Annotated in this window: 15 protein-coding genes; 6 read left to right on the top strand and 9 right to left on the bottom strand. The window is 48.6% G+C overall.

Annotation, left to right across the window (positions count from 1 at the left end):
• Positions 1-159: 159 nt before the first annotated feature.
• A complete protein-coding gene (locus tag ACH59B_RS02590) occupies positions 160-1002 on the bottom strand; it encodes an HAD hydrolase-like protein (protein WP_404303259.1) in 843 nt (280 codons plus the stop codon).
• Positions 1003-1172: 170 nt separating this feature from the next.
• Between ACH59B_RS02590 and ACH59B_RS02585 the strand changes: the two genes are divergently transcribed.
• Entirely contained in the window at positions 1173-1667 is a 495-nt protein-coding gene (locus tag ACH59B_RS02585; protein WP_045245087.1) for a hypothetical protein, read from the top strand.
• On the opposite strand, the gene ACH59B_RS02580 is transcribed toward ACH59B_RS02585, so the two are convergent.
• The 3 genes from ACH59B_RS02580 to ACH59B_RS02570 all read right to left on the bottom strand — a co-directional run bounded on the left by ACH59B_RS02580 (position 1651) and on the right by ACH59B_RS02570 (position 4524).
• On the bottom strand, positions 1651-3297 hold the full coding sequence (locus tag ACH59B_RS02580; RefSeq protein WP_045245088.1) for an NAD(P)H-hydrate dehydratase: 1647 nt from the start codon (positions 3295-3297) through the stop codon (positions 1651-1653). The two genes, ACH59B_RS02585 and ACH59B_RS02580, sit on opposite strands and share 17 nt — an antisense overlap.
• Before the next feature lie 34 nt (positions 3298-3331).
• On the bottom strand, positions 3332-3964 hold the full coding sequence (locus ACH59B_RS02575) for an NAD(P)-dependent oxidoreductase (RefSeq protein WP_016819444.1): 633 nt from the start codon (positions 3962-3964) through the stop codon (positions 3332-3334).
• 86 nt (positions 3965-4050) lie between these two features.
• Positions 4051-4524 carry a GNAT family N-acetyltransferase gene (locus ACH59B_RS02570; RefSeq protein WP_045245089.1) on the bottom strand — a complete coding sequence of 158 codons (474 nt, stop codon included), beginning with the start codon at positions 4522-4524 and terminating at the stop codon, positions 4051-4053.
• A gap of 143 nt (positions 4525-4667) precedes the next feature.
• Here ACH59B_RS02570 and ACH59B_RS02565 point away from each other — a divergent pair, with 143 nt between their 5' ends.
• The gene (locus ACH59B_RS02565) at positions 4668-5636 is read left to right on the top strand and encodes a hypothetical protein (RefSeq protein WP_045245090.1); all 969 of its coding nucleotides are present in this window, start codon (positions 4668-4670) and stop codon (positions 5634-5636) included.
• Between the two features lie 274 nt (positions 5637-5910).
• Entirely contained in the window at positions 5911-6867 is a 957-nt protein-coding gene (locus tag ACH59B_RS02560) for a transcriptional regulator (RefSeq protein ID WP_016819441.1), read from the top strand.
• A 126-nt stretch (positions 6868-6993) separates the two neighbouring features.
• On the opposite strand, the gene ACH59B_RS02555 is transcribed toward ACH59B_RS02560, so the two are convergent.
• The 4 genes from ACH59B_RS02555 to ACH59B_RS02540 all read right to left on the bottom strand — a co-directional run bounded on the left by ACH59B_RS02555 (position 6994) and on the right by ACH59B_RS02540 (position 11012).
• Positions 6994-8046, bottom strand: a complete 1053-nt coding sequence (locus ACH59B_RS02555) for a lactonase family protein (RefSeq protein WP_404303255.1) — start codon at positions 8044-8046, stop codon at positions 6994-6996.
• A gap of 222 nt (positions 8047-8268) precedes the next feature.
• A complete protein-coding gene (locus ACH59B_RS02550) occupies positions 8269-9471 on the bottom strand; it encodes an MFS transporter (RefSeq protein WP_117290673.1) in 1203 nt (400 codons plus the stop codon).
• Positions 9472-9685: 214 nt separating this feature from the next.
• Positions 9686-10204, bottom strand: a complete 519-nt coding sequence (locus ACH59B_RS02545; RefSeq protein WP_153794428.1) for a GyrI-like domain-containing protein — start codon at positions 10202-10204, stop codon at positions 9686-9688.
• Between the two features lie 46 nt (positions 10205-10250).
• Entirely contained in the window at positions 10251-11012 is a 762-nt protein-coding gene (locus ACH59B_RS02540) for an AAA family ATPase (RefSeq protein ID WP_117290669.1), read from the bottom strand.
• Between the two features lie 213 nt (positions 11013-11225).
• Here ACH59B_RS02540 and mprF point away from each other — a divergent pair, with 213 nt between their 5' ends.
• Complete coding sequence (gene mprF / locus ACH59B_RS02535) at positions 11226-13868, top strand: bifunctional lysylphosphatidylglycerol flippase/synthetase MprF (protein WP_250248606.1); 2643 nt, start codon at positions 11226-11228, stop codon at positions 13866-13868.
• A 104-nt stretch (positions 13869-13972) separates the two neighbouring features.
• Here mprF and ACH59B_RS02530 read toward each other — a convergent pair whose 3' ends face one another.
• Positions 13973-14599, bottom strand: a complete 627-nt coding sequence (locus tag ACH59B_RS02530) for a nitroreductase family protein (RefSeq protein WP_257126606.1) — start codon at positions 14597-14599, stop codon at positions 13973-13975.
• Between the two features lie 230 nt (positions 14600-14829).
• Between ACH59B_RS02530 and ACH59B_RS02525 the strand changes: the two genes are divergently transcribed.
• The gene (locus ACH59B_RS02525) at positions 14830-15306 is read left to right on the top strand and encodes a disulfide oxidoreductase (protein WP_045245092.1); all 477 of its coding nucleotides are present in this window, start codon (positions 14830-14832) and stop codon (positions 15304-15306) included.
• Between the two features lie 164 nt (positions 15307-15470).
• Complete coding sequence (locus ACH59B_RS02520) at positions 15471-15968, top strand: CcdC family protein (RefSeq protein WP_016819434.1); 498 nt, start codon at positions 15471-15473, stop codon at positions 15966-15968.
• Positions 15969-16173 lie beyond the last annotated feature (205 nt).

Genomic DNA, 16173 nt, shown 5'->3' with positions numbered 1-16173 from the left:
TCATTTTACAGACGAAAAGGAGTACACTCAAAAGGAGCATTCGCTAACATAGCGAATGCTCCTTTGAGGTTAGAAAGCCGAGCTGAGTACACCTTTATCCAGGTAGATGCATACATATATAACCTAAAGGTCTATATAAGCACTTAAGAGTTATAGCCGTTATGCCCACGATGGGGGAGTCGCAGCTGTTTTCTTCGGCTTCATATAAGAAGGATAGCCTCCCGTATGCTGGAGCATTTCAATTTCACGCAAAATACGCGGCAAGTCAGCGACCGAGTTCATCACGATGTGGGCCCCTGCCCTTTTCAAACCATATATACTTTGTCTGCGTCGTTCCTCGGCTACCCTATCGTCCACTTCACAGCTTGTAGTGTGGTTCGCGGCCAAAGCACTCTCGTTATGGTTCAACACACCAATCGTCCAAACGCCGGCATTCCGTCCTTCTTGCATATCGGCTGCTGTGTCTCCTACCTTCACAATATCGCTAAGCGGGAATACCTGCAGGCGATGTGCAATTTCATAGATCATCCAAGGATAAGGCCTCCCCTGCGAAACTTCACATGGGGCTACCATACAATCCAGCGTATAGGGTGACTGTGCAGGCGTGAATACATGACTTAGCATTTCCATCGGGCAGGATGCAGTAGCGCCTGACTGAATGCGGCGATCTTGAAGCTCCTGCAACGCCCTATCTATACCGACAGCAGTCTCAGCCCCTTGGATCAAAGAGCGAAGAACAGGGACAAGCTCAAGATAAATATGCTCAATATCCACTCTGCCAGGATGCGCACCAAAGCACTCCAACCATTTTCTACGAACCTCTGAAAGTCCGAGCACATTCGCAATATGATCCCGGATGGGCAGTCCCCGTCCATGAGATACCTGCTCTTCAGTTACCTGTATACCCTTCCATCTGAAGATGTCGCACATTCCCTGGATTAAGCCCCGACCTCCGGGGTCTAACAATGTACTTTCCAGATTAAAAATAACCGCCTGTATCATGCAATCCCCGCCTTTCCGTACCGCGGCTATCCGCAATCTTTATTTTGCTTAGGAACATGATACACAGCTAACGTAAACTCAAATGTCGTAAACGGTAAGCGGATTGTAATTGAGAATAAATTCCTTCAATGGTTTTGATTTACCGATTGAAATGAGGAGGGAGTCGCAATATGAGACAGCCTTGGAATGAATTTAATTCTAAAATGCCTTGGCGGATGGAGCTTGGTTGTTATGCGCTGAATAAGCTTGCCTGTGGAGGATTGGTTTTTGGTCTGTTATGGGTCTACTGCTATCTGACAGAGGAAATAACGGGATTGCCTGTGAGTATAGCAGGCAATAGCGGTGAACTTACCGCGCAGTTATGGGCCTATGGCTTTGCCCTTCCGGCGGCTCTTGCCGCTGATGCACTACGTGATCTTTTACCCTGGCTTCGCAAGCCTGAGCAGTTCACGCTATATCTTGCCGTAGGGTTCAGTGTCTTTCTTCTGCTAGGATCTTTGATGTCGCCTGCTGGAACGGGCATCTCGTTGAGCAACGGCATGGCAGGTGCAGGGATTACACTGCTCTATTATGGCGGAAGGCACTGGCTGAACCGTGAATATGGAGTACAGATCATGCTGGCCTTCCTCCTGCCACTGCTGCTATGGATTATAGGGCTTCAATGATGTCGCCAGCTACCACTGAGGCGGGATGCTGGCGATGGCGCGCGGCCGTTTCTCCAGCCGCACCATGCAGATACACGCCAAAGGCTGCTGCCTGTGAAGCGTTCAAGCCTTGGGCCAACAACCCTGCGATGATGCCTGTCAGCACATCGCCCGCACCGCCTGTCGCCATCCCGGCGTGGCCTGTGGTATTGACGTAGGTCGCTCCGTCGGGACACGCAATGACCGTGCGTGCTCCCTTGAGCACCAGCGTGACTCCATGTGTCCGGGCGTACTCCCGGGCATGGGTGATACGGTCACGCTGCACCTCCGCTGTCGATATTCCCAGCAGACGTGCCATTTCACCGGGATGCGGCGTTAACACGATTGCCGCATCTCTCGACTTCCATGCATCCAGCTCAGGCCCCGCCGAGGCGAGGATGTTCAAGGCGTCCGCGTCAAGCACGAGCGGACCGCTGTATTCCTCCCATAGGCGGCGCAGCCAGCCAGTGTCCCCTGCGAAGCGGCCGAGGCCAGGCCCGACGGCCAGCACATCGCGCGCCTGCGCGAGCTGTAGCAGCTCATCTGCGGAGTCGGCGTTCCATTCGCCGTCGCTGCCTGTTGCTGCGGCAGCGAGCATCAGCTCTGGTGCGGCGCCAATGACGCGTGGCAACAGCGCTTCTGGCACCGCCCACGTCACAAGCCCGCTGCCTATGTGCAAGGCGGCACGTGCGGCCAGCAGGCCCGCACCGCTCATGCACAGGCTTCCGCCTGCGACCAGAACGTGGCCGTAGGTGCCCTTGTGCCCGTCCGGCACACGGCTGCGGCTGACGTCCACGTCCAGCGCGTCGCGCAGCGTATCGCTGGTCAGGAGCCGCAGCTGCACGCCACGCTCACGGGCAAGGCCGGGCGGGATACCGATGTAGCGTACCACCACATCACCAGCGTTTCCGGCGCCCGGATATTGGGCGAGCCCACACTTCAAGTAGGCAAGGCATACGGTGACACGCGCATGAATGCACGGCTCGTGCAGCGCACCTGTGTCGGCGTCGAGTCCGCTAGGCACGTCTACCGACACGATCGGCGCGCCGCTGGCATTAGCCTCGTGAATCAGCGAGGCGTAAGGTTCGCGCGGTGGACCTTGCGTGCCTGTGCCCAGCAGGGCATCGACGATGCCAGAGGCACCGCGCAGGTCGAGGTTATCCCGACCATAGAGGATAACCGGGATATCCAGCGCCGCGATGATATCGCGCTGGGCAGCCGCTTCACCGCGCAGCGTTGCAGGCGGCTCGGCATACACAACGGTGACGCGCAGACCTGCATCGGTCAGATGGCGGGCTGCCACCAGTCCGTCACCGCCGTTGTTGCCTTTACCTACGAGGATATACCAGTGTGCTCGTTCACGTACGCCATATTGCCCACCGCTCGATGAATCCGTCCGTATAACGCCGCCATGTCCTGGTACATCCCCCGGTCCTGTGTGTGTGACCTCATTTATGCCATCGCTTGTTCCACGTCTCTCCGCACAAAGCTTCAGTACCTCGTCAGCTACTGCTCGCCCGGCATTTTCCATCAAGATCAGGGCCGGGATTCCCAGTTTGTTAATCGTGTACCGATCCAGTTGCCGCATTTGTTCGGCGGTCACCATATACATGCTTTTTCGCCTCCCATATAGCCATCCCTGTTGATTAATATCCGACGGTAAAGCGGGAATTGACAAATTCCCCTTCTACTAACTCATCAATCAGGGCTACCGCATAATCCTCGACAGAGATGCGACTATGACCTAATTCATCAACCACCAAATGATCCAAGCCAATACGGAACTGTCCTGTACGTTTACCTGGTTCAATAATTCCGGCAGGACTGCAATAGGTCCAGTCTACATCCGCAGCACGGTACAGCTCCAGGGCATCAGCGTGCGCAGCCGCCAGCGGCTTCACTTCCTCCGGAAACTCAGCGGTATCCATGAGACGCTCACCGGATTCTGTTTTCAGACTGCCCGCTCCGCCAACGACAAGTATGCGCTCCGCGCCGGAACGCCGTGTTCCTTCCAGTAAAGAACGAGTTGCTTCGAGCAGTTCCTCCTCAGCTCCAAACTTGGGACCATAGGCGCTAATGATAGCATCGTGCCCTTTGGCTACCTCTGTAACGGAATTCGGGTTTAGAATATCCGCCTGAACCACCGTCAAATATTCACTTTGCTCCGTCACTCGTTGCGGATCGCGCACTGCCGCCGTCACCTCATACTTACGCTTGATCGCTTCCTTTACTAACGCTTTGCCAATTGTTCCTGTCGCTCCAAAAATAATTACTTTCATATTAAGTTGCCTTCTTCCTATCTATAATTTTCTTACTGTTAATTATCCGTTTTATAACTAGCTCAAACTCGTACGGGATTTTCAGCTTACAGTCCCCCCGGCTGGCGCCAGTACATCCCTTCTGACCCCGGACTGACCAGTTGGAAGCCGAACTGCGCATATAACCGGTCGGCTGGCTTATCCGCAATCAGCGTTGCAAAGCTGCCCGCCGGAACCTCCCGTCTTAAATACTCCATAATCTCTTCCATAAGCTTACGCCCATAGCCCTTCCCCTGATGGGAAGGCTTGACTGCAATATCCGTAACCAGAAAAAACACACCGCCATCACCGCTCACCCGGCCCATCCCGATCAATTCCTGTCCAAGACGTAGCGTTACAGTAAATAGGCTGTTCGGCAGGCCCTTAGCTGCCGCTTCTTCCGTAATTTGCGATAAACCAGCCTCCTTGCGTAAAGCCCGATATTCCTCGACGGCTGGAATGGCGTAATCTACGCGAAGCAGCTCGTACGGTTGATTCGATATCTCATGATGTTCTGTTGCAAATTCAATTTTTTTATTCATGCCGAATCTTCCTTCCTGCTGTAATCTTGTCTATTTTACCAAAAAATACTTCATAGTTCTTGGTTTAGAGATATACAAGCCCTTGAAATGCCTGTGTGGTCTGTGCAATAGTGTAGAAAGAACAATGGAAGGAGGGATTGCGGGTGTCCCCGACGGACTTCGCGGCATTAGCCGCATATATCTCACCCGGTCTGATCGCCTTCCTGCTGGCGTTGTCCTTGCTGGTATGGCTGTATGTTCACAGTGCAGCCCAGCTTCGCAATTCGCGTCAGCAGCGGCTCGAGGAATTACAGGAATCACTGCGTATCTATGGCCGGTTAGCTGGTTATCTCCAAACGGCTACCCAGAACGCGATCAACAACAGTGAAAAGCAGCAGCACCAGAATGGACTAATCCATGCTCTTCAGGAGGCTAAGGCCGCCCCCTATTTGACCCCTCACCTTCAAGAGCAGGTTCAAGCATCCCTTCGGGAATGTGATCCATTCCGCCGGGAATTGCTTCTCAAATCACTGGAGCGTGAAATGAACAAACTGATCGAGGAACGACGACTTGTTCTACTGGAATCCCATGCTCCAGGCTGGGGAACAGCATTATGGAAACTATTGCGCCCAGCGGCCGGTCCGCTGGCGCTGGCGGGAATGGTCTGGTTAATCTCAAGATTGGTTATAGAACTGATAACCTACAGTCATGTCGATGTTAGTCTACCCGACACCACACAATCTGCCTCATGGCTTATAGGGTATGCATGGATAAGGTTCGTTTCTGGCTTAATCGCCTTGCTGTATGTCTATCGTCTGATGACCCTGCGTAAACAAAATGATCTGGACGTGACGGCATCCCATTTCCCAACAAGCCTGTTGTGTATGGTCATCGCCGTTGTCGCCCTGTTTCAGTGGCTCGGGCCAGAAGCATCTCCCTACATACTGGCTGCACAGCTTGTGCTGTTCTTGATTGGCTTCCGACTTACCCGAGGTCGCTCGCGAAGTGATCGTCCTTATGTGGGTCATCCCGGCTTGATGAAGTCCGATGGTTCGCAGCACCAGGAATTACACACAACTGACAAAGATACAACCGCTGATACTTCTGTGGCTGATGAACATATGCGGTCCTAAACACCAGGTGCGCCTGAAATAGATCCCGTATACATCCCGCAAATCACATACCATCACAGGACATCCCAACACACAAAGAAAGAGTTCATGGGGTGTCCTGTTTTTTGAACAATTTTTGGCTTTTTGCCGGGTTAGGCTTGTGCCAGCGATCAAGGAAAGGGTATATTGTTTATATAAATGTAAATCATATCGTTTTATATGTATGAATATTGAAAAAAATCCATATATGTTAAACTACCATCAATTTATGATGTGCGTTAGAATTGGAGGAATTATGCAACTGGACATTTCTGAAAAATCACTTCCCGTTTATGAAGCGCTGGCCAGTGAGGTTCGGCTGAATATGATTGTTCTGCTTGCGGAGAAACCGATGAATATACGTGAGCTAGCGGAAGCGCTGGGACTCAGTAGTGCGATTATGACAATGCATGTTAAGAAACTGGAAAGGGCATCCATTATTTCGACTAAAATGCTGCCCGGACGAGGCGGGGTTCAGAAAGTATGCTCATTGGCTACGGACAAAATTGAAATCGCCATGCCACGCTATCAGCAGGATGTACGGCAATTTCATCAGACGGAGATTTCCGTCGGACACTTTACAGATTTTGAGATTCAGTCCACCTGCGGTCTAGCCACCGTCGAAAAGATTATCGGAGAATTTGATGAGCCTCGTTCATTCTTGGACCCTGAGCGCTTCAATTCCAAAATTCTGTGGTTTAGCCAAGGGTATATGGATTATAAAGTGCCGAATTTCCTATTGTCCAGTCAAAAAGCTGAGGAACTGGAAATTTCAATGGAATTATCATCAGAAGCCCCATTTACCAATGATAATTGGCCTTCAGACATCACATTTTTCCTAAATGATGTGAATTTGGGCACTTGGACCAGTCCAGGGGATTTTGGGGATAATCGTGGTAAATATACACCTTCATGGTGGCCTGATTTTATCAATCAGTATGGCCTACTTAAGAGACTTCGCGTTACGTCTGAAGGCACCTTTATGGATGGCAAGCAGATATCCGATGTGACTCTAAGCGACGTGCTGATTGACCAGAAGCAATGGAAATTCCGTATCGCTATTTTGGATGATGCCCAGCATATTGGAGGGGTAACCCTGTTCGGTACCGGATTCGGTAACTATAACCAGGATATCCTGTTCCGTTTGTACTACAAACCTGCGGAAAACCATACCAAAACAGCAACGGTAGAAGCTGGCGAGAGCAGCAAGTAATCATTAGACCCCTTCAAAACCTGAACACGGCGTTTTGCCCATGCCTTTCTTGGGAGACAAAGCGCCGTGTTTTACTTTATCCTCTTTTACTGGTCCTTCGACCCTTTTTTGCCATGCGCTGTGTAATTAACGTACAGGTTCAATACATACCGGTGAAGGAACCTCCAATACATATCCCGTTCGGGTCAGCCGTCCATCATCCTCATGGATAGCAAAGGATACAATGTTGTTTCCCTCCTGATTCGCCACTAGCAAATAACCAGACAAGATGTTGAAGTTACGCGGCGTACTGCCGAAACTCTCGACCCATTCAATCGTCTTCAGCTTCCCGCTGTCTAGATCGACATGGTAGAGTACGATGCTGTCATGTCCTCGATTGGATACATACAGAAAACGTCCACAGGGAGTAATCCGAATATCCGCTGCTGTATTTTCTACATCGATAATGCCTTCTGGCAGTGTGGACAGACTTTGCAGCAAGGTAAGCTTACCATTACGTTCGTTATAACCAAACACAGCGACGGTATTATTCAATTCATTGGCGACAAAGGCATATCGACCCGAGGGATGAAAAACCAGATGACGTGGGCCGGAACCAGGTGGCAAATCTGTCTCACGGTGGGTTACCAATTTCCCATCCTCTGTCAAACGATAACCTATAATCTGATCCAGCCCCAGATCACATACCATAGCATACTGTCCTGAAGGATCAGGAATAATCGAGTGTGGATGTGGCGCATCCTGACGGTCCTGGCGAATCCCTGACCCCGTATGCTGAACCTGCCCCGACATGTCTCCCAGTCCTCCTGCTTCTGTCGCAGGGAATACAACGGCATTGCCCCCAGAATAGTTAGAAGCCAGCACATAGCGTCCATCTGTTGTTACGGATACATAGCAAGTATGTGCTCCCTCCGTTCCTTTTCGATCCAAAGGATGCAATTCCCCCGTCTGGGTGTTCACCTGATATGTGTACAGTTCGCCTTGGTCTGTCTCACTGGCAGCATACAACTTCGCCCCATTCGGATGCAGTGCCAGAAAAGAAGGTCTCTCGATTCCTTCCACACCTCCAACCATACGCAAATCACCATTGTCCATATGCAAAGCGCCTATATAAATTCCTCTTTCTTCACGAGACGCATAAGTTCCTATATAAAACAACTGCTCATTCCGCTCTTCCATCCGATCTCAGCTCCTTTTAGCGTATTACTTACATGTTATCCGACTTTTAAGTTCTACTTTTTATCTGGTTATAAACTTATCATGCATTATTACCCAAGATTCTGCCGTTTCATTAACAAGTGGCTATGTATGCAAAAAAATAGCCTCTTCCGCTGCAACCTGTGGTTCATAAGAACGTCACAGTTCACACCAAAAGAGACTATGTTTACAGAGAAAATAACGTTAAACCGCTGTGGATTGCGTATCTCTACTTTTCCATTTTACAGCCAGCCCCAAACTAAGCATGAGAATGACCGCCCCAAAAATGTACGGCAAATTGATATGCACCTCAAACAATGTACCCGCAAGCGCAGGTCCCAGAATATTACCAATACTCATATAAGCATTGTTCATCCCGGCTGCAACTCCCTGCTCATCTCCTGCCATTTTGGATAAGGCCGTATTAATGGCTGGTCGCAGCAACGATGTAGCGGTAAAGAAGATAAGTGATACTCCGAGTACATAATAAAAGTTCCCTGAGAGCAGCATAAGCACAAGGGAAATCGCGGAAAACAGAAAAGAACCGATAATCACACCTTTTTCACCAAAACGGTTCAACATCGGACTAATGACCGCAGCTTGAATCACGGTCCCGACCAATGCACCTACCGTAATAATGATAGCAATATCACGTTCATTGTAATGAAACTTGCCTGTTACAAAGAACGGAAACATCGTTTCAAAATGCGTCAGGCCAAAAGTTAACGTGAATATCATAATCAGCAGCATAAAGTACGGCTTGCGGAAAGACAGCGCAAACTGTTTAATCACATTGTCACGTTTTACCTTAACATTTCGAAACTTCAACTGCTTCTCCAACGACAAGGTTTCGGGCAGTAAAATCAATGAAATCAGTGCCGCTAAACCGGATACCGCCGCCGAAACGTACAAGGGTGTACGAAGCGAGATATCTGCCAGCAAACCACCTACACCAGGACCGATCACAAAACCAAGCGACATAGCGGCCCCCAACAGCCCCATTCCTCTGCCTCGGTTATGGACTGTTGTGATGTCGGCAATATAAGCCATCATTGGAGGGATCATAAATGCCGCTCCTGCACCCCCGAGCAAACGGGAAATATACAGCATCGTCAACGAGTGTCCAATCGCAAACAATACAGAAGACACCGTCATGATGACCAAACCGATAATAATCATTTTTTTACGTCCGTATTTATCGGACCATTCCCCAGCTAACGGCGAAAATATAAACTGGGTCAAGCCAAACACGGCAACCAGATAGCCTCCCGTTTCACCACTGCCTCCCAAGGAACCCATGAACTTGGGGAGGATCGGAATAATGAGTCCAATCCCCAGCATGGCAATAAACATATTAATCATCAAAATGACGAGCGGCCCCATTTTCAACTGTTGTGAATCCGACATGTTGCGTTTTGTCCTCCTCAGGTTCTTTATTTCGTATACGAATTTCTTATTTTGCAACTATTTCAGCAAAACTCTTCATTATATTAATAGAGCGGGAGGCAAATAACAATCATAAAATACTTCCGATAACCCTGAATGTTACCTTTGACAAGGTAGCAAAAAGGAACAACCACTAAATCATGAGGTTGTCCCTCTTATAACGTTTCACCATCCTTTATTTTTGTACAATAGCGATCGCAATATCATAATCAAATTTCTGAATTTCTGAGGATGGAATATCAAAAGGGTTCACCGGCTTCAGCCGATTCGACTCGATCCAATATACCCCCTCTGTCGTATTACGCTCATAGCCATTACGATCCAACCAAGCAAATAAGTCATCATAAATCGTATTTAATCGTTCCCGATCTCCCTGAAAACGGGTCACCGCATACTCTCCTTCAGGCACCTCAATGCGTTCAAGACTATCCGGCACTTCATTCCACGAGAACACTTTAACACCCACCTTGACTGCCGTACTTCCATTCTCTTCAACAACTGTCCATTGGGGAGTTAACACATAGCCTATATCTGCGTCCAAACGACCTGAGTGGTTCTCTGGAACGTTCTGTTGCACTTGTTGCCACTGTCTGCGTACCTCATCACCCAATTCTGCAAAAGGGGCTTGCGCAGTCAGCGCTGCTACCTTGAAAGCCGATATCCGCTGAATAACTACATCGAGATTTGAACTCATACGGTTTCCTCCTCATCAAGTGGATACTACCAAACTTCCTATATCCTTATGGTGAATCTTCGAATAGCTCCTGCAACAACTTTTCCTTGTTATTCAGAAATTGTTTGGTGATGATGTAATGATCGGTTTCCTCTAGCGTCCGTGTGTCGATCCCTTCATGTGTCAGATGATACAGGACCGAATCTGGATAAGACATCAAGATGGGGGAATGTGTAGAAATGATAAACTGCGATCCCTGCTGCACAAGCTCATGAATCCGTGCAAGCATGGCCATCTGGCGTAAGGGCGAGAGTGCTGCCTCTGGCTCATCCAAAATATACAATCCTTGTCCTCCAAACCGATGCACAAATGCAGCAAAAAAAGACTCGCCATGCGACTGCTCATGTAGCGACTTCCCCCCATACGAATCTCGAATGGGCCGTCCTCCTCCTTCTCGATCCAGCTCGTCGATATGAGTCGCCACATTATAGTAGCTCTCCGCCCGGAAAAAGAAGCCGTCTCTCGGCTTTTCGATCCCTCTCACCAACCGAATATGCTCATGCAGCGCGGAATGCGTGGCTTGTGTAGAAAAGTTAAAATTTTTAGTGCCACCCTCCGGATTAAATCCCCACGCGACCGCGATTGCCTCCATAAGCGTCGATTTACCTACACCGTTTTCTCCAACAATATAGGTAACGAAAGGATGGAATTTGAGTTCATTCCACTGTTGAAGAGCCTTTAAGTTAAAAGGGTATTGGCTCCTGTCAGCATCTGGAGGCCATAATAGCTCCAATCGACGTATAAAAAGATTACGATCCCATATACTCATATCCAGTCAGCTCCAATGCCAAGCAATTTACTAGGTATTCCATCATTATATTGGAATTATTTACAGCAATCAATCTGAACTCCCATTTCGTAACCCTTCTGTTGTTATTCAAGCTATTATTACAGGTATAATATAACGAAGCCTTTTATTTGGGCAGGAAATTTTTCGCGCATTATCAGTCTCAATCTTATCCTTTTTCAAGCAGGTGAATCTATGAAGTCAAATCACAAACCGATCCAATCCTTTAAAATCGTACAGTATATGATGACCATCTATAGGCAGCGATTGACGCGTATTTTGCTACCGCTGGCTGTACTGGCTTTTATTATATGGGAGGCTGGACGAGAGCTAAAAGACTTTAATCTGGCACGGATGCTTCATGAGCTGCGGCGAATGGATGCCACGTTTCTCATCGAAATTGGCTTGTTCTCCCTGGCAGCCGTGGCAGCTATGAGTGCTTACGATTATGTAATCAGGCATCATTTTAAGCTTCAGGTTAAGCCTGGAACGACATTCCGGTACGCCTGGATCTCCAATACCTTCAATAATGTCTTCGGCTTCGCCGGCTTTACAGGAGCTGGACTGCGCACTGTGCTGTATAAAAAGAGCGGTGTGCCATTGGGTGTTATCACCTCGGCGGTCGTATTTCTTTCGCCTGTCGTTATTACCGGACTATCTTTGCTGGCTTGGGGCGCTATTGTCCATCTATATCCAGTGCAGCCTGTGCTGGATGCTCACCCATGGCTTCATTGGGCACTGTGGGGAATGGCACTATACCTGCCTCTATTTCTGATCATGCAGCGCTCCAAAAAGTATGCCACCTGGTTCAACAAGGGAGAAGGACAGCTCTCCTGGTTCACCATCTCTGCCTCCATTGGCGCCTCTCTGCTGGAATGGCTTCTGGCTGGTCTTACCTTTGCATGGATCGGCTCGCACTTGCTCCATGAGCTGCCGCTCCATGCTGTGTTCGGTATCTATGTGATAGCCGCAATTGCAGGGTTAATCAGTCTTGCACCCGGAGGCGTCGGCGCATTCGATATTATTGCCTTGCTTGGGCTGCAAATGGCAGGAGCCAACTCGGACCGGGCGCTGGCTGTGCTGCTGGTCTTTCGCGTCTTTTATTTCATCATTCCGTGGCTCATCGGCCTGGTATTAGCCGCGCTGGAAATGATCCCGCGTAACGAGCGCCTGAGCCAGCTCGCTGAGACAGGCTGGGATTACTCCCTGAATGCCTGGCAGAAGGTATGGGGCTGGCCTGGTCAATTTCGGTTTTTAGCCGATCTGGGGGTGTGGGCGCTTGGCAAGCTGGTACTCATCTCTGGCGTAGTGCTTCTGTTGTCGGCCGCTACGCCTGGTCTACTGTATCGGCTCCGTTTTGCTGAACATTTGCTCACTCTACCCGTTATGCGCTTATCGCATGAAATCTCGGTCATCATCGGAATTATGCTTGTCGTTTTGTCCCACGGAATTTCTCTGCGTATTCGCAGAGCATTGCGGCTAACATTGATACTGCTGCTGACAGGAGCCATTTTCACCTTCACGAAAGGTCTGGATTTTGAAGAAGCCTTATTTTTGCTGTTCGTAGCGTTAATGCTGTGGATTTCGCGTTCACGATTTTATCGGGTCAGTGCGCCGCTGAATCGGCACAACATTTTAATATGGGGCGGATTATCTCTACTCGTAACTGGTGCTTATTTTATAATCGGGGCAGGCTCCAATACTCCATTTATGCGTCATTTGCATGCCAAGGTCCACCTGGACTTTTTTATGAACCGCAGCGATTACGGAGTTACAGCCGTATTTAGTTTGATTTTGGCATGGGTATTCTTGACGGTGTATTTCTTTCTTCGTCCTCAACGTAGCATCAGCAATCTACCCGACGCACTGGAGCTGGTTAAGCTAAAAGAATTTTTGGAACGACAGGGTGGTAATCTCGTTTCTCATATGCTTTTTCTCGGCGATAAATATCTGTATTGGACCAAGGACGAACAGGTAGTTCTCCCCTATGCTCGCAGTCGGGACAAACTGATTGTATTAGGTGACCCCCTCGGTCCAAAGGAACGTGTGAGTGAAGCCATTCAGGAATTCCAACGGTTCGCGGATCGCTATGCTTTGACGGCTGTATTTTATCAAGCATCACCGGAATATTTGTCCATCTATCACGAGAACGGCTATCGCTTTTTTAAATTGGGCGAGGAAGCGCTCGTGCCGCTGGAGTCCTTTACACTAACGGGCAAAAGCAATCAGGCGCTGCGAAGCGCCAAAAATCGCTTTGACCGCGAAGGCTATTCATTCGAAATGATCCAGCCTCCTCTAGAGGCGTCATTGATTGAGGAGATGCGTCATATTTCGGATATTTGGCTGGACGGGCGCAAGGAGAAGGGATATTCACTCGGCTGGTTCAAAGAACCTTACCTTCAGTTGGCTCCAATTGCATTGCTGAAAGACTCTGAAGGGAAGGTTATTGCTTTCGCCACGATGGCCCCTGCCTATGATCATGGGCAGACGGTCTCTATCGATCTGATGCGTCACCTGCCTGACACACCCAATGGAACGATGGATTACTTATTCACACGGGTCATTGAGTGGGCCAAGGAGAGTGGATATACGACATTTAATCTGGGCATGGCACCGCTGTCCCAGGTAGGACAAAGCGAAAAGGCACTGCGCGAGGAAAAGCTGGCTCGACTTGTTTTTCAATACGGGGGACATTTTTACGGCTTCCAGGGGCTCCGACGCTTCAAGGATAAGTTCAAGCCGCAGTGGGAGCCGCGCTATCTAGCCTATCCAGCTTCTGTTTTTCTACCGATCCTGACGCTGGAACTGGTGTATCTCGTGTCCAAACGCTCAGACTAAACGAGGTACGAAATAAAAGGATTTTGACAGTTCAAAACGACGTAAAAAAGGGTGTTCCTCGCCACAATGGTTGCAGGAACACCCTTTTATATTCACTATTCGTCTTAGAAGCTGCCTTTTACAACAACGTCAGACAGTGGGAAACGTCCTGATGGACGTGCTGGTACTTGTGCTTTACCTACACTAATAAGCATGGTTGGCAGGTAACGTGCCGGAATATTGAATTGCTCGATCAATTGTGCTGGAATAAATCCACCCATTGCGCAAGTATCGTAGCCCAAAGATTTAGCAGCCAGCATAATGTTTTGTGCTGCAAGAGCAGAGTTCAGAATCGCTGCATCGCGAGCTACCTGCGGGTTTTGGTACGCGCCATTGATTTGTCCTACCAATGCGTCACGGATTTCCGCTGGCAATGCTCCTGCTTCTACCGCTTGATCATAAATGACAGCATTACGGTTCGCTTCCAGATCACCCAGTACGGCAATCGTAACAGAGCTCTCTGCTACTTGACCTTGGTTGTAGGCGATAGGCAACAATTTTTGTTTGTCTGCTTCGCTTTCGATAACGAGGAATTTCCAATGTTGAAGGTTCCATGCGGAAGGAGCTTCTACCGCGGCAGTCAAGATTGCTTCCATATCTTCCTCTGGCATTTTAAAATCCTTTACATAGCTTTTTACCGCGTGTCTTTCACTAATAACAGATAAGGTTTCATTTTTCCGGCTGCTCGACATTCTGGGCACACTCCTAATTTCTTAATATATATCTTGAATCTTCATTAACTTCCCAAACTACTGCAATTATAAAAATGATAGTGAATGATGTCAATATGTTTAAGTATGACCCCGCACTCAAAATACAGTACAATACGGATAAAGACATGCATATCGGCAAATGCCTGCCGATGGGACAAGACACGATGAGTTCATACTGTTCTCATTTGAATTTAAAAAGGAGCGTTACTATGATCGGATCGTTTAAAAAAACGGATATTGCTTTATTTGCCGCCTGGGTAGTAGCTTGTGTGGCGACATTGGGCAGTCTGTATCTCAGCGAGATCTTGGGATATGAACCTTGTAAACTGTGCTGGTTTCAGCGTATTCTGATGTATCCCCTGACCCTTCTACTCGGAATCGCATATTTTCGAGGTGACACAAAAATACGGATTTACGTTATGCCGTTAGCTATCATTGGAGGTGCGATTTCGGCCTATCATTTTATCATTCAGCGTATCCATGCAGCCGCCAAAGCAGCCACGCAAACTTCGACGGCTTGCGGTAGAGTATCCTGCGAACAGGATTATCTGAACTGGCTGGATTTCATCACCATTCCTTTGCTTGCACTCATTGCTTTTATCCTTATTATTGTAGCGATGGGTTATGTCATGCGCCAAGAGAAAAAATCTGCTGCTGGAGAGGTACAAGCACAAGAACTCGCATAAGATGAAAGAGACCCGATTATAGGGCCGGTTACCACCAAGAGGCGTATAATCCGCTTGCCGGAGGAAAGACTGTAACTAAATATATCCATTGCATATGTGCTATAATGTAGAAGGTTTGCAGTCTGTCCAATAACGCTTATATTCCTTATAGAGGGGGCCAGTCCATGTTTCATATCAGCACCCCATTGCTGCAATATGGCGCAACTTTCGGTATGATCTTAATCGCTATATCGGCTATTTTCATCCGTATGAAGACAGGTCATCGCCCGATTAATGCCAAAAAAATCATCATTCCTCCGCTCGGCATGAGCACCGGTTTTATGATGTTTGTGGTACCGGAAGTACGGGTTCCCTGGCTTTGGGCGCTGGGCGCTTTTCTGGTCGGCTGGTTTATTTTTTCCTACCCGTTGATCCGCAGCACTAAATTTGAGTTGCAAGAAGGGCTGGTTTTCGTGCAACGCTCACGCACCTTCTTTTTTATCCTGATCAGCCTACTGATCGTCCGATTGCTGCTGCATGAATTTATTCAGCATTACATTACCATTCCGCAAACAGCAGGGCTATTTTTCATCCTAGCCTTCGGGACCTTGTTACACTGGCGGCTTCGTATGTATTTTCAATATCGTCAGTTCGTTCCGGACGAGACGGAAGTCCGCATCTGACCAACGGATATTTAACGTGCACACTCGCATGTTGCTGTATAGACCAAAAAGACACGTTCTCCCCACAGGAACCGTGTCTTTTTGGTCTTTTTAGTCTATCGGGGGCTGCCGCTTCTCTCTTTTTACATTTGATTGTTTTCTCCTGAATGATTAATATAATGGACGATGTTATGAACCTGCCGTATTAAAATTAGAGATGAGGATT

This window comes from Paenibacillus sp. DP01, from assembly GCF_044784315.1.
GTDB lineage: Bacteria > Bacillota > Bacilli > Paenibacillales > Paenibacillaceae > Paenibacillus > Paenibacillus polymyxa.
Note: the sequence above shows the minus strand (reverse complement) of the source record. Positions and strands in the feature narration are given on the sequence as shown.